Annotated in this window: 16 protein-coding genes; 9 read left to right on the top strand and 7 right to left on the bottom strand. The window is 66.1% G+C overall.

Annotated features, from left to right (window positions below):
- Nucleotides 1–6: 6 nt before the first annotated feature.
- Nucleotides 7–666: a DUF6778 family protein gene (locus tag NX862_RS12325; protein WP_264494204.1), complete on the bottom strand. Its 660-nt coding sequence runs from the start codon at nucleotides 664–666 to the stop codon at nucleotides 7–9.
- 292 nt (nucleotides 667–958) lie between these two features.
- Here NX862_RS12325 and edd point away from each other — a divergent pair, with 292 nt between their 5' ends.
- Nucleotides 959–2,764: a phosphogluconate dehydratase gene (edd, locus tag NX862_RS12330; protein ID WP_264494205.1), complete on the top strand. Its 1,806-nt coding sequence runs from the start codon at nucleotides 959–961 to the stop codon at nucleotides 2,762–2,764.
- A 271-nt stretch (nucleotides 2,765–3,035) separates the two neighbouring features.
- Nucleotides 3,036–3,674: a bifunctional 4-hydroxy-2-oxoglutarate aldolase/2-dehydro-3-deoxy-phosphogluconate aldolase gene (eda, locus tag NX862_RS12335; protein WP_264494206.1), complete on the top strand. Its 639-nt coding sequence runs from the start codon at nucleotides 3,036–3,038 to the stop codon at nucleotides 3,672–3,674.
- 132 nt (nucleotides 3,675–3,806) lie between these two features.
- On the opposite strand, the gene NX862_RS12340 is transcribed toward eda, so the two are convergent.
- Nucleotides 3,807–4,304: a DNA polymerase III subunit chi gene (locus tag NX862_RS12340; protein ID WP_264494207.1), complete on the bottom strand. Its 498-nt coding sequence runs from the start codon at nucleotides 4,302–4,304 to the stop codon at nucleotides 3,807–3,809.
- 10 nt (nucleotides 4,305–4,314) lie between these two features.
- A complete protein-coding gene (locus NX862_RS12345; protein ID WP_264494208.1) occupies nucleotides 4,315–5,781 on the bottom strand; it encodes a leucyl aminopeptidase in 1,467 nt (488 codons plus the stop codon).
- A 156-nt stretch (nucleotides 5,782–5,937) separates the two neighbouring features.
- Here NX862_RS12345 and lptF point away from each other — a divergent pair, with 156 nt between their 5' ends.
- The 5 genes from lptF to pdxA all read left to right on the top strand — a co-directional run bounded on the left by lptF (nucleotide 5,938) and on the right by pdxA (nucleotide 12,677).
- Nucleotides 5,938–7,038, top strand: coding sequence for an LPS export ABC transporter permease LptF (lptF, locus tag NX862_RS12350; RefSeq protein WP_264494209.1), 1,101 nt, complete (start codon nucleotides 5,938–5,940; stop codon nucleotides 7,036–7,038).
- Nucleotides 7,038–8,132, top strand: coding sequence for an LPS export ABC transporter permease LptG (gene lptG, locus NX862_RS12355; protein WP_264494210.1), 1,095 nt, complete (start codon nucleotides 7,038–7,040; stop codon nucleotides 8,130–8,132). Before lptF ends, lptG begins: the two co-directional genes overlap by 1 nt.
- On the top strand, nucleotides 8,132–10,288 hold the full coding sequence (locus NX862_RS12360; protein ID WP_264494211.1) for an LPS-assembly protein LptD: 2,157 nt from the start codon (nucleotides 8,132–8,134) through the stop codon (nucleotides 10,286–10,288). Before lptG ends, NX862_RS12360 begins: the two co-directional genes overlap by 1 nt.
- 2 nt (nucleotides 10,289–10,290) lie before the next feature.
- Nucleotides 10,291–11,628 carry a peptidylprolyl isomerase gene (locus NX862_RS12365; protein ID WP_264494212.1) on the top strand — a complete coding sequence of 446 codons (1,338 nt, stop codon included), beginning with the start codon at nucleotides 10,291–10,293 and terminating at the stop codon, nucleotides 11,626–11,628.
- An 80-nt stretch (nucleotides 11,629–11,708) separates the two neighbouring features.
- Nucleotides 11,709–12,677 (top strand): 4-hydroxythreonine-4-phosphate dehydrogenase PdxA, encoded by a 969-nt coding sequence (gene pdxA, locus NX862_RS12370; protein WP_264494213.1) that lies wholly within the window; start codon nucleotides 11,709–11,711, stop codon nucleotides 12,675–12,677.
- A gap of 123 nt (nucleotides 12,678–12,800) precedes the next feature.
- Here the strand turns inward: pdxA and NX862_RS12375 are convergent, their stop codons facing one another.
- The 4 genes from NX862_RS12375 to NX862_RS12390 form a co-directional block, all read right to left on the bottom strand.
- Complete coding sequence (locus NX862_RS12375) at nucleotides 12,801–13,178, bottom strand: VOC family protein (protein WP_264494214.1); 378 nt, start codon at nucleotides 13,176–13,178, stop codon at nucleotides 12,801–12,803.
- The gene (locus NX862_RS12380; protein WP_264494215.1) at nucleotides 13,178–14,062 is read right to left on the bottom strand and encodes an arginyltransferase; all 885 of its coding nucleotides are present in this window, start codon (nucleotides 14,060–14,062) and stop codon (nucleotides 13,178–13,180) included. Before NX862_RS12380 ends, NX862_RS12375 begins: the two co-directional genes overlap by 1 nt.
- Before the next feature lie 67 nt (nucleotides 14,063–14,129).
- Nucleotides 14,130–14,621 carry an RDD family protein gene (locus NX862_RS12385; protein WP_264494216.1) on the bottom strand — a complete coding sequence of 164 codons (492 nt, stop codon included), beginning with the start codon at nucleotides 14,619–14,621 and terminating at the stop codon, nucleotides 14,130–14,132.
- Between the two features lie 91 nt (nucleotides 14,622–14,712).
- Nucleotides 14,713–15,183, bottom strand: a complete 471-nt coding sequence (locus NX862_RS12390; protein WP_413694563.1) for a DUF2852 domain-containing protein — start codon at nucleotides 15,181–15,183, stop codon at nucleotides 14,713–14,715.
- Nucleotides 15,184–15,602: 419 nt separating this feature from the next.
- Here NX862_RS12390 and NX862_RS12395 point away from each other — a divergent pair, with 419 nt between their 5' ends.
- Nucleotides 15,603–17,345 carry an acetolactate synthase 3 large subunit gene (locus NX862_RS12395; RefSeq protein WP_413694570.1) on the top strand — a complete coding sequence of 581 codons (1,743 nt, stop codon included), beginning with the start codon at nucleotides 15,603–15,605 and terminating at the stop codon, nucleotides 17,343–17,345.
- A 113-nt stretch (nucleotides 17,346–17,458) separates the two neighbouring features.
- Nucleotides 17,459–18,019: an acetolactate synthase small subunit gene (gene ilvN, locus NX862_RS12400; RefSeq protein WP_168774296.1), complete on the top strand. Its 561-nt coding sequence runs from the start codon at nucleotides 17,459–17,461 to the stop codon at nucleotides 18,017–18,019.
- Nucleotides 18,020–18,069 lie beyond the last annotated feature (50 nt).

Below are 18,069 nucleotides of genomic sequence, written 5' to 3' on the forward strand. Positions count from 1 at the left end.
AAAGCCTTATTGCAACAGCCCAAGGTCAGAGGGCTGGAAGGCGTTGCGGCTGACCACAGGCGTGGGGGCAGCTGCGGGCCGCGTCGACAGTTCCCGCGCCAAAACACCCGAGACGTGATCGACGATGACCATGCGCTGCGTCAGACCCCGGGCCTCTTCGGCCATGGCGCGTTGCCCGCCCGCGGCCGGACAATCGGCCACCACCAGGCGCGGCCCGTCAACCACAGCCCCCGTCGCCGCATCCCGCACCGTCAGCAAAAGCCGCGTCGCAAAGTTGCCGCCAAAGGTATAGCGCGCCTTGGGCGTCAGGGCGTGAAACAGCGAGACCTCGACCTGGACCGTCACCTTTTGCCCCGAAGCCATGCCCGAGGTCCCGCGCTCTGCGGCCTCGGCCATGATCGACTGGACCTGAGCGTAACGGTCGCCCGTCGCATCGCCATGCCAGACAATGTCGGCCATGGGGACAAAGGTGTTCTCCTCTGAAACCTTCAGGTTGCGCGGCACCACAACGTCGATCCGCGTCACATCATAGGCGGCCGAGACCCGCTGACCGGCGGCCACAAGCCCCGTTCCGCCCAAACCATCCGCCGCACGCCCCACCATTTGCGGCCCCGCACAGGCCCCCAAAGCCAAAGCCGCCATCAGTGCCAGTGTTGCCTTAACCATCATATCCCATGCCCCCGGCATTTGCTTTGGCCCAGGGTGACGCGGGATTATGGCCAAATTGGGCAAAATACCGCACAAATTCGCGGTGTTTTGACGGGGGAACCGGGGCTGCCACCTTGCCTGAGGCCGCTTGGACGGGCAAACTGACACAAATACCGGCACTAAAATCGGGCACCAGGATCGGGGGCCAAAGATCGGGGCCCAAAATCAGGGGCTTCGACTTTCCCCGGAATTGGGTATTGTTAGCGCTAACGGCCCTTGCTATCATGGGCGGCGTAACCAAGAGGACATCATGGCGCTGCATCCGACCCTGGCCCGCGTGACCGACCGTATCCGCAAACGCTCTGAACGGCTGCGGGGCGATTACCTTGACCGGATGGGGGCGGCGCATCAAAAGGGCGCCGTGCGCGCGCATCTGTCGTGCGGCAACCAGGCCCATGCCTATGCCGCCATGACCCAGGACAAGGCGGCGCTGGCCGAGGGGCGCGCGACCAATATCGGGATCGTGACGGCCTATAACGATATGCTGTCGGCCCATCAGCCCTATGAACATTACCCCGAACTGATCCGCGCCACTGCCCGCAGGCTTGGCGCGACGGCGCAGGTGGCCGGTGGGGTTCCCGCGATGTGCGACGGCGTGACCCAGGGCCAACCGGGGATGGAGATGTCGCTTTTCTCCCGCGATGTGATCGCCATGGCCGCCGGCATCGCCATGAGCCACAACACCTTTGACACCTCGATGTATCTGGGCGTCTGCGACAAGATCGTGCCGGGGCTGATCATTGCCGCCGCCACCTTCGGCCATATCCCGGCGGTGTTTGTGCCCGCAGGCCCGATGTCCTCCGGCCTGCCCAACGACGAAAAGTCCCGGGTGCGCAACGCCTTCGCCCAAGGCGAGGTCGGGCGTGAGGCGCTGATGGCCGCCGAAATGGCCAGCTATCACGGCATCGGCACCTGCACCTTCTATGGCACGGCCAACACGAACCAGATGCTGATGGAGTTCATGGGGCTTCACCTGCCAGGGTCGTCTTTCGTGAACCCCGGCACCCCCCTGCGTGAGGCGCTGACGATTGCCGCCGTCGAACGGGCGACCGCGATCAGCGCTTTGGGGAACGACTACCGCCCGGCAGGCGAGATCCTGGACGAGCGCGCCTATGTGAACGGCCTCGTGGGTCTGATGGCCACGGGCGGGTCGACCAACCTGGTGCTGCACCTGCCCGCCATGGCGCGGGCCTCGGGCGTGGTGCTGGACCTTGAGGACTTCGAGGATATCAGCCAAGCCGTGCCGCTTCTGGCCAAGGTCTATCCGAACGGATTGGCCGATGTGAACCATTTCCACGCGGCGGGCGGCCTTGGGTTGCTGATGCGCGAGCTGATGGATGCGGGGCTCTTGCACGAAGACGCCAAGACCGTGATCGGCGAGGGGCTGCAGGCCTACCGCAAAGAGCCCAAGCTGGTGATGGGCCGCCTGACCTGGGAAGACGGCGCGACAGAGACGTTGAACGACAAGATCGTCCGCCCCGTGGCCACGCCTTTCGCGGCAACCGGAGGCCTGAAGCAACTGTCCGGCAACCTCGGCCGCGGCGTGATCAAGGTTTCGGCCGTGGCGCCGGAACGTCACGTGATCGAGGCCCCGGCCCGGGTCTTTCACACCCAGGACGCCGTGAAAGCCGCCTTCAAGGCCGGAGAGTTCACAAGTGACACAATCGTCGTCGTCCGCTTCCAGGGCCCCCAGGCGAATGGGATGCCCGAATTGCACTCCCTGACGCCGATGCTGTCGGTCCTGCAGGACAAGGGCTTCAAAGTGGCGCTGGTGACGGATGGCCGGATGTCTGGGGCAAGCGGAAAGGTCCCCGCCGCGATCCACGTGTCCCCCGAAGCCGCCGCCGGCGGCCCGCTGGCCCGCGTGCAAGACGGCGACATCCTCCGCCTGGACGCCGTAGCCGGAACGCTCAGCGTCCTGACCGAGGGCTTCGAGGCCCGGTCCCCCGTGGTGGCCGACCTGACCGCCAACCAACACGGCCTCGGCCGCGAACTTTTCGCCACCTTCCGCGCCCGCGTGGGCAATGCGACAGAGGGGGCCAGCTCCCTGTTCTGAACCGGGAACGCCGTTTGAAATCTGCGCCTCCGGCGGGAGATATTTTAATCAGTATGAAAGGAATCAGGGTTAATCATATTGCTACGGTACAGGCGGGAGCGCCGATGACCGTTCAGTGTGAAAGTGCCCCCTGCCTCCCCCGCGCCGTCTTTTCAAAGGTGGCCGGCCCGAGGCGGGGGGCCGATCCTTTCGATTTCATACTGACCCAAATATCTCCCGCCGGAGGCTCCAACCTCTCCGCCGCGATGGCGGCACAGAACCGGAGCCTGACATGACCCCCGCCGAACAATCCCTCAAAGCTGCCGAAATCTGCCGCCTCGCCCCCGTGGTCCCGGTGATCGTGGTCGAAGACCTCGCCCATGCAGCGCCCCTCGCCCGCGCCCTGGTGGCCGGCGGCCTTCCCGCGCTGGAGGTCACGTTGCGCACCCCCGCGGCGCTGGAGGCGATCCGCGCCATGGCCGATGTCGAAGGCGGCGTCGTGGGTGCCGGCACGCTTTTGACCCCCGCCGATGTGAAGGCCGCCAAGGCCGCGGGCGCCAAGTTCGGTGTCTCGCCCGGCGCCACTGACCGCCTTTTGGATGCTTGCGCCGAATATGACCTGCCGCTTCTGCCCGGCGCTGCAACCGCTTCCGAGATCATGGCGCTTCTGGAAAAGGGCTATACCGTCCAGAAGTTCTTCCCCGCCGAACAGGCCGGCGGCGCGCCCTATCTGAAGTCCATCGGCTCGCCCATCCCCCAAGTGAAATTCTGCCCCACCGGCGGCATCAGCCTGAAAAACGCGCGCGACTATCTCGGGCTTTCCAACATCCTCTGTGTTGGCGGCTCTTGGGTCGTCCCCAAGGATGCGCTCGCCCGCGGCGACTGGGCCGAGGTCACGCGGCTCGCAGCCGAGGCCCGCGCGCTGCGCTAACCCCCACAGCTTGCACCGAAGATCCGCGCGGGCGTCAGCCCGCGCCCCCGCCTTCCAGATTGGGGCCGCCGCGCGGGCCGAGCCCGCAGGGCGAGGCCACCCCCTCCGCGCACGACCAACGCACCGTGCAGATCACCCCGCCCGGGCCGCCTTTTCGGACTTCTTCGCCCAAGAGCCGCCTTCGTCGCTCCAATATTGCGCCGCAAGGCCCCAGCCGGTGAACATCACCCAGGCCTCCCGCGCCCTTGCCACCGCGGCAGGATCGGCGCCATCGAACAGCACCCAGACCCGCTCCAGCCCCGCCATCTCGGGCTCTGACGCCCCGGCGCCCGCCAGCAGCATCAGCCCGCGTGCGCCGTTGCCGATCGCGCCCACCCCCAACAGCACCGGCTGCAGCGCGTCATGCGCCCCGCCCGCCAGACCATGCGGCAAAAAGCCATCCTCGCGGCCCAGCCACAGCTGGCGGTCCAGATGCTCCAGAAACCCCAACTCCGGCGCGCGGACCATGACCTTCCAGCCCTGGCCCACCGCGCGGGTCAGGATCATGGCCAGGGTCTCTTCCAGGCCCGCGTGGATCATGTGGTAGAACACCGCCACCGCCGGTGGTGCCGCCTCGGGCCTGTCGGTCACTCTTGCCCCCTTACCGTTCCAGCAGATCGGCCACCAGCCGGTTCAAGGACCGCACCCCCCAGCCCGTCGCCCCCTTGGGCGCAAGCCCGGTGTCGCCCTTGCCCAGCGTCACGCCGGCAATGTCCAGATGGACCCAAGCCTGGCCCTCTTTGATGAAGCGCTTGATGAACTGCGCCGCGGTGATCGCCCCGCCCTCGCGCCCGCCCACGTTCATCATGTCCGCCAGGCGCGACTTCAGCTTTTCGTCATAGGCCGGCCCCATCGGCATCCGCCAGGCGCCCTCGCTTTCCGCCGCGGCCGCCTTCAGGAAAGCCCCGCACAGCGCGTCGTCATTGGAAAACACCCCGGCATGTTCCGACCCCAGCGCCACGATGATCGCCCCGGTCAGCGTGGCCAGGTTGATGATCCCCGTCGGCTTGAAGCGTTCTTGCGCATACCACAGCACATCGGCCAGCACGAGGCGCCCTTCGGCATCGGTGTTGATCACCTCGACCGTATCGCCCTTCATCGACCGGATGATATCGCCCGGACGGGTCGCCCGCCCGTCGGGCATGTTTTCCACCAGGCCCACCAGCCCCACGACATGCGCCTTGGCCTTGCGCAGGGCCAGGGTCTTCATCACCCCGGCCACAACCCCCGCGCCGCCCATGTCCATCGTCATCTCTTCCATGCCACCCGCGGGCTTGATCGAGATCCCCCCGGTGTCAAAGCAAACCCCCTTGCCCACCAGCGCAAAGGGCTCGGCATCGGACCCTTTCCAGGTCATCACCACAACCTTCGACGGACATTCCGACCCGACGCCCACCCCCAGCAGCAGCCGCATCCCCAGCCGCTCCAGCTCTTCTTCGTCCAGAACCTCGACATGAACGCCCAGATCGCGCAGACCCGTCAGCCGTTCGGCGAATTCCATCGTGGTCAGCACATTGGCGGGCTCGTTCACCAGGTCGCGGGTGAAGATCACGCCCTCGGCCACGGCGCGCGCGGCCTCCAGCGCCGCCTCACCCTCCGGGACCGAGACATTGACCGCGCCCTTCACCGTCTGCTCGCCGGTCTTGTAGGTCGTGAAGTCATAGGCCCGCAGCATCAGGCCCAGGAACAGGTCCTCCAGCCGCGCCACACCCTCGGCCAAGACCAGGATATCGGCCTTGCCCCGCGCCCGCGTGACCGAGGCGCCTGCCTTGCGCGTCTCGTCAGAGGTGGCTTTCTTGGGCAGGCGGATCAGCTGCACCGCTTCGGCCACAAGCCCCGGCAGATGGGCCAGCTCCAGCGCCTCGCCCGGCTTGACCTTGCCCCAGGCCTCTGACCCCATCGCCTTCGACAGCATCCCCCGGCTTAGTCGATCCAGCCGCCGCGCGGCCAGCGACCGCGGCACCTCGCCTTCGACGAACAGCGCGATGCGGCCCGGAACGGTCGCCAGGGTTTCCAGATCGAACGAGATCAGCGCAGGGGTCAGGGCGGCAGTCTGGATGGCGGTCATGGCAGGGCTCCGGTGCAAGGCGAGGGTGGGTTTCGGGCGCCAAGCTAGGCCCGCCCGCGGCAAATGGCCAGACGGCGTTTTTCCCCGCGCCCCGCGTCTTGGGCGGTTTTCCTTTTCCCCGCTTGCCGCTAAGGTCCGCGCAAAGGAGAAACCGCATTGCCACGGATCGACCGCTATATCTTGGGCCAGTTCCTGCAATATTTCGGCTTCTTTGCCCTGGTCATTGCCGGGGTCTATTGGGTCAACAAGGCCGTAAGCCTGTTTGACCAGCTGATCGGCGACAATCAATCGGTCTGGGTCTTTGTCCAGTTCTCGCTTTTGACCCTGCCCCAGGTGATCAAGCTGATTCTGCCGATCGCGGCCTTTATCGCCGCGGTCTATGCCACCAACCGGCTGATGGGCGATTCAGAGATGGTCGTGATGCAGGCCACCGGCTTTTCGCCCTTTCGGCTGGCGCGGCCCGTGATCTGGTTCGGCCTGATCGTCACGCTGATGGCCTCGATCCTGACGCATGTCCTGGTGCCGCAAAGCCGCAGCGCCCTGGCCGAGGCGCGTTCGGCCCTGTCGGAAAACCTGACGGCGCAGTTTCTGGAGGCGGGGACCTTCACCCATCCCGCCGCGGGGGTGACGCTGTATATCCGCGAGATTTCCGACCTTGGCGAGTTGCGCGACATCTTCTTGCAAGACGCCCGCGACACCGGGCGGCGGGCGACTTATACCGCGCCCTCGGCCCTGTTCGTGCGCGGCGAAAACGGGCCCAAGCTGATCATGCTGGGCGGTATGGCGCAGGTGATGGACGCCACGCGCCGCCTGTCGGTCACGCGCTTTGCCGATTTCACCTATGACCTGGGCGCCATGCTGGTGGGCGATGCCGCCCATGGCCGCAGCGATGACGAGCTGTCCACGCGTGAGCTTTTGTCGCCGACCGATGCGCTGATGGCCGAGACGGGGCAATCCGGCCCGGCGCTGGTCTTTACCGGCCATCAGCGTCTGGCCGAGCCGTTTTTGGGGCTTGCGGTGGCGCTGGTGGGCTTTGCGGCGCTGTTGGTGGGCGGGTTCAACCGCTTTGGCCTGTGGAAGCAGATTGCCATGGCGGTCATGGCCTTGGTCGTGGTCCAGGGCATTGCCACGACGGCGGCGGGGGTGGGTGCGCGGCTGGACAAGGGCTGGATGCTGGCCTATGTCGCGCCGCTGGTCGGGCTGGCGCTGGGGTTCGGGCTGTTGGCCTGGGCCGGGCGCAGCCGGAGGGTGGCGTGATGGTGCTGCATCTTTACATCGCGCGCCGCTTTCTGGTGCAGGTCCTGCAGATCTTTGCGGGGTTCTTTGCCCTGATGGTCGCGCTGGACATGGTCGAGGAACTGCGCCGCTTTGCAGATCAGGACATCACCCTGATGCGGGCCTTTGTGCTGGCCTTGATGAATGTCCCCGCGACCTTTTACAAACTGCTGCCGTTGATCGTGATCCTGTCGGCCATTGCGCTGTTCGTGGGCCTTGCGCGGTCCTCGGAACTGGTCGTCATGCGCGCCTCGGGGCGGTCGGGGCTGGTCATTCTGGTGGCGCCTGCCATCACGGCGTTTCTGTTGGGCGCGGTCTGTGTCTTTGTGCTGGACCCTTTGGCGGCGGCGACCTCGCGGCGCTATGACGTTCTAAGTCAGGGCCAGTCGCGCGGCGGGTCGGTCCTGTCGGTCACGGAGGCGGGGCTTTGGTTGCGTCAGGGCAGTGACGAGGGCCAGACCGTCGTATCCGCCGCCCGCGCCAATCTGGACGGGACAGAGCTTTACGACGCGACCTTCCTGACCTTTGGCCCTGATGGAACGCCGCTGGCCCGGGTCGAGGCGCAGACCGCGACCCTGATCGAGGGGGCCTGGGCCATGCAAGGCGCCAAGCGCTGGTCGCTGTTGCAGGACAATCCCGAACGCGTGGCGCAGATGTTGCAGCCCGGGGCGCTTTTGCCCACCGAACTGACGCGCGACCGCATCCGCGCCAGTTTCGGCACGCCGGGCGCCATCGGCTTTTGGGCCCTGCCCGATTATATCGCCGACCTGCACCGCGCGGGCTTTTCGGCGCTGGGTCACGAGGTCTGGTATCAGATGGAGCTGGCGCAACCGCTGCTGTTTGCCGCCATGGTGCTGATGGCGGGGGGCTTTACCATGGGTCATGGCCGGATGCGGCGCGGGGGGCTTTTGGTGCTGGGGGCGGTGCTGGCGGGGTTCACGGTGTTCTTTTTGCGCAACTTCGGTCAGGTGTTGGGGCAGAACGGGCAAATCCCGGTGCTTTTGGCGGCCTGGGCGCCCCCGCTTGCGGCCTTGTTGATGGCGCTTGGCCTGTTGCTGCATCTGGAGGATGGCTGATGGCCGGCCCGAAACCCCTGGCGACACTCTTGGCGCTTTGGCTGTGTCTGACTCTGGCCGGCCCCATCCTGCCTGCGCTTGCGCAGGATCAGGCGACGCTTGTGGCCGACAGCCTGACGCTGCAATCGCCCGACGTCATGGTCGCTGAAGGCCATGTCGAGGTGTTTTTCAAGGGCCAGCGCATCACCGCCACCCGCGTCGTCTATGACACCCCCGCCGACCGCCTGGTGATCGAAGGCCCGATCCTGATGACCGACGGGGATGGCAACGTGATCAGCGCCGACAGCGCCGACCTGTCCGCCGACCTGACCGAGGGCCTGATCCGCACCGCCCGCATCGTCATGGGCCAACAGCTGCAACTGGCCGCAGCCGAGATGTCGCGGCGCCCCGGCGTCACCGCCATGCGCGCCGTCGCGGCCTCCAGCTGCCGGGTCTGCGGCAATGGCCCCCCCCTGTGGGAGATCCGCGCCCGCGAGGTGGTCCATGACAGCGCCGCGCAGCAGATCTGGTTTTCGGGCGCCAGTCTGCGTTTTGTTGGCGTGCCGGTGGTTTACCTGCCCATGCTGCGCGTGCCGGACCCTTCGTTGCGCCGCGCCACGGGGTTCCTGTTCCCCAAGCTGCGCTCGTCGACCGCGCTTGGCAACGGGATCAGCCTGCCCTATTTCATCACGCTTGGGCGTTCGCGGGACCTGACCCTGACGCCCTTCCTGACCGACAGCGGCGGGCGGACCCTGTCCTGGCGCTATCGCCAAGCCTTCGGCGCAGGCACGCTGGAAATCGCCGGCGCCTTCAGCCGCGACAAGCTGATGGACGACCGGAGCCGCGGCTATCTGCGGGCCAATGCGGATTTCAACCTGGGCAATGACTGGCACCTGGGCTTCGACGGCACGGTCCTGTCCGACCCGGCCTATCTGCAGGACTATGCGATTTCCGACAGCGACCGGCTGGTGTCGTCGCTGCGCCTGACGCGGGTCGGGCGCGACAGCTATACATCGGCCGAGCTGACCTCGTTGCGCACCCTGCGCACGACGGAAAGCAATGCAACCCAGCCCTCCGCCCTGATCGCGACCGAGACGCGGCAGCGCTTTGTGCCGGGCGCCTTGGGGGGGATCGCGACCTTTTATGCCCAGACCTCGACCCAGCGCCGGGCCTCGACCTCGGGGGCGGATGCCGATGCCGACGGGATCGCCGATGGCCGCGACATGGGCCGGGCAAGCCTTGGGCTGACCTGGACGCGGCGCTGGGTGGGCGGCCAGGGCCTGGTGCTGGATGGCGGTTTGCAGGGCGGGGCCGACCTTTACGACATCGCCCAGGACGACATCTATGGCGGCGAGGCGGCGCGCAGCCTGATACGAGGCGCGGTCCGCCTGTCCTGGCCCTTGCTGCGCAACGATGACCGCGGCACGACCCTGGTGGAACCCGCGCTGCAGCTTGTGACCGCGCAAAGCCGCGCCACCGGCAAGGTCCCGAACGAAGACAGCCCCCTGGTCGAATTCGACGAGGCCAATCTTTATGCGCTGGACCGCTTTCCCGGCGCCGATGCGGTGGAAACCGGAGCGCGGCTGAACTTGGGCGTGACGGTGACGCGGGCGGCGGACTGGGGCGGCTATGGGCTGACCCTGGGCCGGGTTTTGCGCGCCGACGACCCGGGGCTTTTCACCGCGGCCACGGGGCTTTCGGGCAAGGCCTCGGATTGGCTGGTGGCGGGTCAGGTCTCGATGGGGATCGACGGGGGCACCCTGTCCTTCACCGGCCGCGCCCTGGTCGAAGACGACCTGTCGCTGTCGCGCTTTGAAAGCCAGTTCGCCCTGGCCCTGAACCGCAGCAGCTTTACGGGGGGCTATGAATTCGTCCAGGCCGATGCCGCCCAGGGCAGGACCCAGGACGTGCGCGAGATGGTGATCGCGGGCACGGCCAAGCTGGCGGGCAATTGGACCCTGTCGGCCTCGGACCGCTATGACCTGTCGACGCGCACGACGCGGGCCGCCTTTGGCCTGGGGTTCCGCAACGAATGTCTGGCCGTCGATCTTTCCGTCTCGCGCCGCTTCACAAGCTCGTCTATTGTCGAGCCAAGTTCGGATGTCGGCCTGACGGTCGAGCTTTTGGGACTGGGCGGGGCCTCGGATGGCCAGCCCGCCACGACTTGCCGGAGGTGAAGATGAAGGCCCTGACGACCCCCCTGCTGCGCGCGCCCCTCCTGCTGCGCGCGCTGGCCATCCTGACGCTGGTGATGGGCCCCCAAATGGGCTTTATGGCTGGCCCGGTCGCGGCCCAGGTCACGCTTGGCGGCAGCCTGGACCCGGCCCCGGTCGAAGCTGTGCCCGAGCCGGCTCCCGAGACCGGATCAGAGGCTTTCCCCACCGGTGCCGCCGATCCGATGGTTCCTGTGGCCCCCGATCCTGTCACAAGCGTGGCCCCGGTCGTCATCGTCAACGGCGCCGCGATTTCCGATTACGAGATCGACCAGCGCGCGGCTTTCCTGGCTGCGCTGCAGCAGTCTGGCGATGTGCGCAACCTGGCCTTCGACGCCCTGGTGCTGGAGCGCGCCCAATCGGTCGCGGCGGCGCAACTGGGCGTATCCGTGACACCCGAGCAGATCCGCGCCGGGATGGAGGAATTCGCCGCCCGCGCGCAGCTGACCCCCGAAGTCTTCGTGGCAGAGCTCGCCAAGGCCGGCGTCGCCCCCGAGACCTTCCGCGATTTCGTCAAGGCCGGGCTGATCTGGCGCGGCGCAACCCGCGCCAAATTTGCCGGCCGCGTCGCCGTCAGCGAAGCCGAGGTCGACCGCGCGCTTGGCATGGGCGCCTCGGCGGGCGAGGGGCGGCGGGTGCTGTTGTCCGAATTGGTGATCCCCAAGGACGAGGCCCGCGACGTCATGGCCCTGGCGCAAAGGGTGCGGCTGGCGGTCAAGACGCAAAAGGATTTCGCCCTGATGGCGCGGCAATTCTCACGCGCGGCGACGGCTTCGGGGGGCGGGGAACTGGGCTGGCTGGACGAAGACAAACTCCCGCCCGAAATCCGTGGCGCCCTGGCCGGGCTGCAGCCGGGCGAGATGACACAGGTCCTGGCGCTTGGCAGCGGCGCGGCGCTGTATTTCCTGCGCGACGAGGGAGCCGTGGCGGGCGACGCGACCTCGGGCGCCTCGGTGGTGGATTATGCGGTGCTGGCGGGGGGGACGGGCGATCTTGCGGCCCGGCTTCTGGGCTGCGACGGGCTTTATGCGCCGGCGCGCAAGGGCGGGGCGTTGGTGCGGGCCACGGCACCGGAGGCCGGCTTGCCCGCCGATCTGCGTGCCGCCGTGTCGGGGCTGGACAGCGGCGAGGCGCGGGTTCTGGCCGATGGCCGCATCCTGGTCCTGTGTTCGCGCATCCGCGCTTCGGGCTTGCCTGCGGCGCGCGATGCCGTGCGGACCGATATCTTGAACCGCAAGGTCGGGCTTTTGGCCGAGGCCTGGGCCGAAGAGCTGCGCTTCAACGCCTATATCGAGACGCCCTGAGGCGACAAGGAGGCCCCGGGTCAAGCCCGGGGCGGCTTTGCTCCCCCGGCGAAAGGCCCCCCTTACGAAAGGCCCGCATCATGACCGCCCCCATAGCCCTGACCTGCGGCGAACCGGCCGGGATCGGCGCGGAAATCGCCCCCCTGGCCCGCAAGGCCCTGCCCGACCTGCCCTTCTTCTGGATCGGCGACCCGCGCCACCTGGCCCCGGGGACCGCTTATCAGGTCATCACCTCTCCGGCCGAGGCGCTTGCAGTGCCCCCCCACCTGCTGCCGGTCCTGGCCCATGACTTCGACGGACCCGCGACGCCCGGGCTGGCGCGGGCGGAACATGCCCGCGATGTGATCGCGGTGATCGCCCGGGCCGTCGATCTGGTGACGCGCGGCGAGGCCGGGGCCATCTGCACCCTGCCGATCCACAAAAAGGCCCTGAAGGACGGTGCGGGCTTTGGCTTTCCGGGCCATACCGAATACCTGGCGCATCTGGCGGGCGATGTGCCGGTGGTCATGATGCTGGCCTCTGACACGCTGCGCGTCGTGCCCGCCACGATCCATGTGGCCCTGTCAGAGGTGCCCCGCCTGCTGACCGCGGACCTGCTGGAAGAGGTCATCCGCCTGACCCATGCCGGGCTGATCCGCGACTTCGGCATTGCGGCGCCGCGCATCGCGGTGGCCGGCCTGAACCCCCATGCCGGCGAGGGTGGCGCGATGGGCACCGAGGAACTGACCCTGATCGCCCCCCTTGTCACCCGCCTGCGCACAGAGGGCCTGAACCTGCGCGGTCCGCTTTCGGCCGACACGATGTTTCACGCCCGCGCCCGCGAGACCTTTGACGCAGCGATCTGCATGTATCACGACCAGGCGCTGATCCCGATCAAGACGCTGGCCTTCGACGAGGGCGTGAACGTGACGCTGGGGCTTCCGTTCATCCGCACCTCGCCCGACCATGGCACGGGGTTTGACATCGCGGGCAAGGGGATTGCGCGGCCTGACAGCACGGTGGCGGCCTTGGCGATGGCGGCGCGGATGGTGGCGGCGCGGGACAAGTAGGGGCGCTGCCCCTCGGCGCTTTGCGCCTCACCCCGGAGATATTTGGGTCAGTATGAAAGAGGAAGCGGCTCTTTCGATTTCATACTGACCCAAATATCTCCCGCCGGAGGCAAGCGCGCAGCGCTACTCTGCGGGTTGGATCAGGTCCCAGCGGTGGCCGAAAGGGTCGCGCCAGACGGCGACGGTGCCGTAAGGTTCATGGCGCGGGGATTCCTCGAAGAGGCCCCCCGCCTTGGTGATGCGGGCGGCGTCGCGGGCGAAATCCTCGGTCTGCAGGAAAAGCCAGACCCGGCCGCCCATCGGGGTTTGCAGGGCGGCAAGTTGTGCGGCGCCCTCGGCGCGGGCCAGGACCACGCGCAGGCCCGGGGCGGGCGCAATCGTCACCCAGCGTTTGCGGCCCTGATCCATGTCTTCCAGCAGGGGAAAGCCCAGGCCGTCGCAATAAAACGCGATGGCCGCGTCATAATCCGGCACCAGGATGGAAAAACCGGACAGCCGCATCAGGCGGGATCGCCCGGCACCACCGGCTTGCCGTCGATCTTGGTTTCGATCCTGGCGTCAGAGCGGCTTTCGGGCAGCGCGATGCGGGCGACCTGTTCGGCGATGGGCTCGACCGACAGGGGATGCAGTTCGGCCCGGTGCAATTCCGGATCACCGATGGGCGACCACTGGCCGCCCTTGTAGATCTCAAGCGCCGAGAACTTGGCCTTGTAGCCCATCTTGCGCGAGCCGGGCACCCAATAGCCCAGATAGACGTAAGGCAAGCCGGCCTCTCGCGCGATCTCGATATGGTCGAGGATGGCGAACGTGCCCAGGGACAGCGCCGTCAGGTCGGGATCGTAAAAGGAATAGACCATGCTGAGCCCGTCATCGAAGACATCGGTCAGCGACACGGCGGCCAGGGGGCGGCCGCGCTCTCCGGCGCGGGAGGGGCGGGTATATTCGATCACCCGACTTTTGATCGGGGTTTCCTCGACCATGGCGGCGAATTCGAAGACATCCATATCGGCCATGCCGCCATCGGCGTGACGCGCATCCAGATAGCGGCGAAACAGGGTAAACTGATCCTCGGTTGCCCAAGGCGAGGTCGCATTGCGCCGCAGGTGGGCGGCGCCCTTCAGGACCTTGCGCTGCGTGCGACTTGGCACGAAATCGGCCACCCTGATGCGGGCCGACAGGCAGGCGGAACATTCCGCGCAAGACGGCCGATACAGCACATTCTGTGACCGGCGAAAGCCCTGCTTGGACAGCGTGTCATTCAGCTTTTGCGCATGTTCGCCCTGCAGCGCGGTGAACAGCTTTCGTTCCATCCGGCCGTCCAGATAGGGACAGGCCTGCGGAGCCGTCACATAGAACTGCGGCGCGATGGGAAGAGTATGACGCATGGGGCCCCGAAAGCTTGCGCAGATAACGTAGCAAGGCCCAAGCCCCGCGCCAAGCCGAATTGCACGTTCATGACAACCAAAGGGCATCTTGGTTGACGGAAGCTGTGCCCAGCAAGATATCGGACAGCGAGCGATGTTCGCGCGTCAAGAGGATCAGCCCGATCGACAAAAGCTGCGGCAGAACGAAGGCCATCGAGACGGTATAGACCAGGGTATGCACGAAGGCCGTGTTGCGCTCGACGACCGTCATGGCCACGGTGTTGCCGCGGCTTTCGTGGCGGTTGACCAGCGTCAGCCCGACCACGCGCATGCCCCAGGTGGCCGAATGGCGCGACAACCCCACCCAGCGATAAAGGAAGCCGATCCCCAACCAGACGAAGCCCAGCACGAAAACCGCAAGGAACCCAGTCAGGATCACCACAAGCCCCGTCACGGCAAAGATGGCGATGCTGTCAATCGCCCAAGCCAGGAAGCGCCGCCCCGCCACTCCGGCGAAAAGACGATCCTCGCGGATCAGCGCATTGGGATAGGGATCGAGGAGGGGGGCGGGCTCGAACATCGGGGGCTCCGGTGACAGGAAAGGGGCTTTGGGTCAGCTGCGTAGCCCAGCCGGGTTGGGGCCGCCCCTCGGGGAGAGGGGCGGCTTGGCGTCAGGCTTCGGGGGCCTCAGTGGGCTTGGTGTCACGCGGGGTCTTGGCGCGATCTTCCATGAAGGCGTCGAACTCGGTCTTGTCCTTGGCATCGCGCAGGCGCTGCAGGAAGGATTGGAAGGCCTCTTGTTCGTCCATCAGGCGGCGGATCGTTTCTTCGCGGTAGGCGTCAAAGGCGCCGTTGCCCGAAGAGCGGAAGCCGCCCCCCATATTGGCGCCCCAGCCACCATGACGGTTGCCAAAGCGGTGGGAGTGGTCGTGATTGCGGCAGGAACGGCCGAACATGCGTTTGCTCCAGATCATGTATGCGAGGATGGCGAGGCCCAAGGGCCAGACAAAGATGAAACCAAGGACCATGGCGGCGATCCAGGCGCCCTTGCCGCGCTGGTCCAACCAGCCCTCGACATTGCGCGCCATGGTGGTGATGCCGCCCTTGGCCTTGGCGGCTTCGGGATAGGACTGGGTATACATTGCGTCTCCGTTTCGATGTGAATGTCTTTCACATCACCAAGATGGGCGCGGCGGGCTTTTCGCGCAAGAGGGCATGTTACGATTATTTACATTAGGCCGATTTCCGCGCATTTGCGGCTGCAGCGCCGGGGATTTCGCGGGATATTTTGCGGAAGTTGCGCCAGCGACCCGCGCACCGCAAGAAAACAACAAAAAATCCGCATCGCGCGACATTTTTCGTGTCGTTTTGCGGTTGACGCTGCAAAGCGGCGCCCATAGTGTCGCCTCCATCGGGAAAGGGAGGCCATAATGCGTCTTCTTGTAATCATCAGGGTGGGGCGCTTGGGCCGGTAGCGGCAGCCAGATATGGCATCCATGCGCCCTCGGGATCAGATCCCCGAGGGTTTTTTGTTGGGCTGGAAGGATAAGACATGGCGACGATGACCGGTGCGAAGATGGTGGTTCAGGCGCTGAAGGAACATGGCGTCGAGGTGGTCTTTGGCTATCCCGGCGGCGCGGTGCTGCCGATCTATGACGAGATCTTCCAGCAAAACGACATCCGCCACATTTTGGTGCGCCACGAACAGGGTGCGATCCATATGGCCGAGGGCTATGCCCGGTCCACCGGCAAGGTCGGCGTCGCTTTGGTGACGTCGGGTCCGGGGGCCACCAATGCGGTCACGGGTCTGACCGATGCGCTGCTGGATTCGATCCCGATCCTGGTGATCTCGGGCCAGGTGCCCACCTTCATGATCGGCACCGACGGCTTCCAAGAGGCCGATACGGTCGGCATCACGCGGCCTTGCACCAAGATGAACTGGCTGGTCAAGGACACGGCCAACCTGGCCGCCACGATCCACGAGGCCTTTCATGTCGCCTTTTCGGGCCGTCCGGGCCCGGTGCTGATCGACATCCCCAAGGATGTGCAGTTTGCCAATGCGACCTATGTGCCCAAGGCCGAGGCGCGGCCGTCCCATTATGCCCCCCGCGTGCGGGGCGATGCGGATCAGATCACCCGTCTGGTCGAGATGATCGAACAGGCCGAACGCCCGGTGTTTTACACCGGCGGCGGCGTGGTGAACTCCGGTCCGCGGGCCTCGGCGCTGTTGCGGGAACTGGTGGCCGAGACGGATTTCCCGATCACCTCGACGCTGATGGGGTTGGGGTCTTATCCGGCATCGGGCAAGAACTGGCTGGGCATGTTGGGGATGCATGGGCTTTATGAGGCCAACCTTGCCATGCATGGCTGCGACCTGATGATCAACGTCGGTGCGCGGTTCGATGACCGGATCACCGGGCGGATCAAGGATTTCTCGCCGGGGTCGAAAAAGGTCCATATCGACATTGATCCTTCGTCGATCAACAAGGTCATCCATGTTGACGTCGGCATCGTCGGTGACATCACCCTTGTTCTGGAAGAGGTCCTGAAACAGTGGCGCGCGCGGGGGTCCAAGACCGCAAAGCCGGCCTTGAAGACCTGGTGGGCGCAGGTCAACGCCTGGCGGGCGGTGAAATGCCTGACCTACAAGGGCTCGACCAAGACGATCAAGCCGCAGCACGCCTTGGAGCGGCTGGAGGCGCTGACGAAGGGCCACGACCGCTATATCACCACCGAAGTCGGCCAGCATCAGATGTGGGCGGCGCAGTTCCTGGGCTTCGAGGACCCGAACCGCTGGATGACCTCTGGCGGTCTGGGCACCATGGGTTACGGCTTGCCCGCCAGCATCGGCGTGCAGATCGCCCATCCCGACGCTTTGGTGATCAACGTCGCTGGCGAGGCCTCGTGGTTGATGAACATGCAGGAAATGGGCACGGCGATGCAGTTCCGCGCCCCGGTCAAGCAGTTCATCTTGAACAACGAGCGTCTGGGCATGGTGCGCCAGTGGCAAGAGCTGTTGCATGGCGAGCGCTATTCTCATTCCTGGAGCGAGAGCCTGCCGGATTTCGTCAAGCTGGCCGAGGCATTCGGCTGCAAGGGCATCCGGATCGACGACCCGGCCGACCTGGACGAAGCAATCCTGGAGATGATCCGCTATCCCGGCCCGGTGATCTTCGATTGCCGCGTGGAAAAGCACGAGAACTGCTTCCCGATGATCCCGAGCGGAAAGCCGCATAACGAGATGCTTTTGGGCGATGCGGATACCCAAGGGGTGATCGGGTCGAAGGGCGCGGTGCTGGTGTGAGACGTCGCAGCGGGGGTTTCACACCCCCGCACCCCCGTGGGATATTTGTGAAAAGATGAAATGGAGGGCGGTGCTTTTGCTGCCGGGACCTTCCAAGGGATGAGGCTAAAGACATGAACGCTTTGAACATCAAAAAGGGCTCGTCGAGCCATTCGGCCTATGAGCTGCGCGACCCCAATGGCGATCTGATCGAGAGCCATACCCTGGCCGTGCTGGTGGCCAACGAAAGCGGGGTTCTGGCGCGGGTCATCGGGCTGTTTTCCGGGCGCGGCTATAACATCGAAAGCCTGACGGTCGCGGAAGTCGACCATGAGGGGCACCGGTCGCGCATCACCGTCGTCACGCGCGGCGGCCCCGCGGTCATCGCCCAGATCAAGGCGCAGCTGGAGCGGATGGTGGTGGTCCATGAGGTCCATGACCTGACCGCCGAGGGTCCTGCGGTGCAGCGGGAACTGGCGCTGTTCAAGGTGCGGGGCAAGGGCGAAACCCGGGTCGAGGCGATGCAGCTGGCCGAGATTTTCCGCGCCAAGGTGGTGGATTCGACGCTGGAATCCTTCGTGTTCGAACTGACCGGCACGCCGGAAAAGATCGACGCCTTTGCCGATCTGATGCGGCCCCTGGGCCTGGCCGAGATCGCGCGCACCGGCGTGGCGGCCCTGTCGCGCGGCGTCTGAGGCGGGCCCCGGGGGTATACGAAAGCAGCTTGACCGGCAGCAGGGCTCTG

Origin of the sequence: Stagnihabitans lacustris (assembly GCF_025950525.1) — a bacterium.
Taxonomy (GTDB): Bacteria; Pseudomonadota; Alphaproteobacteria; order Rhodobacterales; family Rhodobacteraceae; genus Stagnihabitans.

Coding starts and splice junctions, on each gene's coding strand:
- NX862_RS12325 (WP_264494204.1), bottom strand. CDS start 666: ATGGTTAAGGCAACACTGGCACTGATGGCGGCTTTGGCTTTGGGGGCC.
- edd (WP_264494205.1), top strand. CDS start 959: ATGGCGCTGCATCCGACCCTGGCCCGCGTGACCGACCGTATCCGCAAA.
- eda (WP_264494206.1), top strand. CDS start 3,036: ATGACCCCCGCCGAACAATCCCTCAAAGCTGCCGAAATCTGCCGCCTC.
- NX862_RS12345 (WP_264494208.1), bottom strand. CDS start 5,781: ATGACCGCCATCCAGACTGCCGCCCTGACCCCTGCGCTGATCTCGTTC.
- lptG (WP_264494210.1), top strand. CDS start 7,038: ATGGTGCTGCATCTTTACATCGCGCGCCGCTTTCTGGTGCAGGTCCTG.
- NX862_RS12360 (WP_264494211.1), top strand. CDS start 8,132: ATGGCCGGCCCGAAACCCCTGGCGACACTCTTGGCGCTTTGGCTGTGT.
- NX862_RS12365 (WP_264494212.1), top strand. CDS start 10,291: ATGAAGGCCCTGACGACCCCCCTGCTGCGCGCGCCCCTCCTGCTGCGC.
- pdxA (WP_264494213.1), top strand. CDS start 11,709: ATGACCGCCCCCATAGCCCTGACCTGCGGCGAACCGGCCGGGATCGGC.
- NX862_RS12375 (WP_264494214.1), bottom strand. CDS start 13,178: ATGCGGCTGTCCGGTTTTTCCATCCTGGTGCCGGATTATGACGCGGCC.
- NX862_RS12380 (WP_264494215.1), bottom strand. CDS start 14,062: ATGCGTCATACTCTTCCCATCGCGCCGCAGTTCTATGTGACGGCTCCG.
- NX862_RS12385 (WP_264494216.1), bottom strand. CDS start 14,621: ATGTTCGAGCCCGCCCCCCTCCTCGATCCCTATCCCAATGCGCTGATC.
- NX862_RS12390 (WP_413694563.1), bottom strand. CDS start 15,183: ATGTATACCCAGTCCTATCCCGAAGCCGCCAAGGCCAAGGGCGGCATC.
- NX862_RS12395 (WP_413694570.1), top strand. CDS start 15,603: ATGACCGGTGCGAAGATGGTGGTTCAGGCGCTGAAGGAACATGGCGTC.
- ilvN (WP_168774296.1), top strand. CDS start 17,459: ATGAACGCTTTGAACATCAAAAAGGGCTCGTCGAGCCATTCGGCCTAT.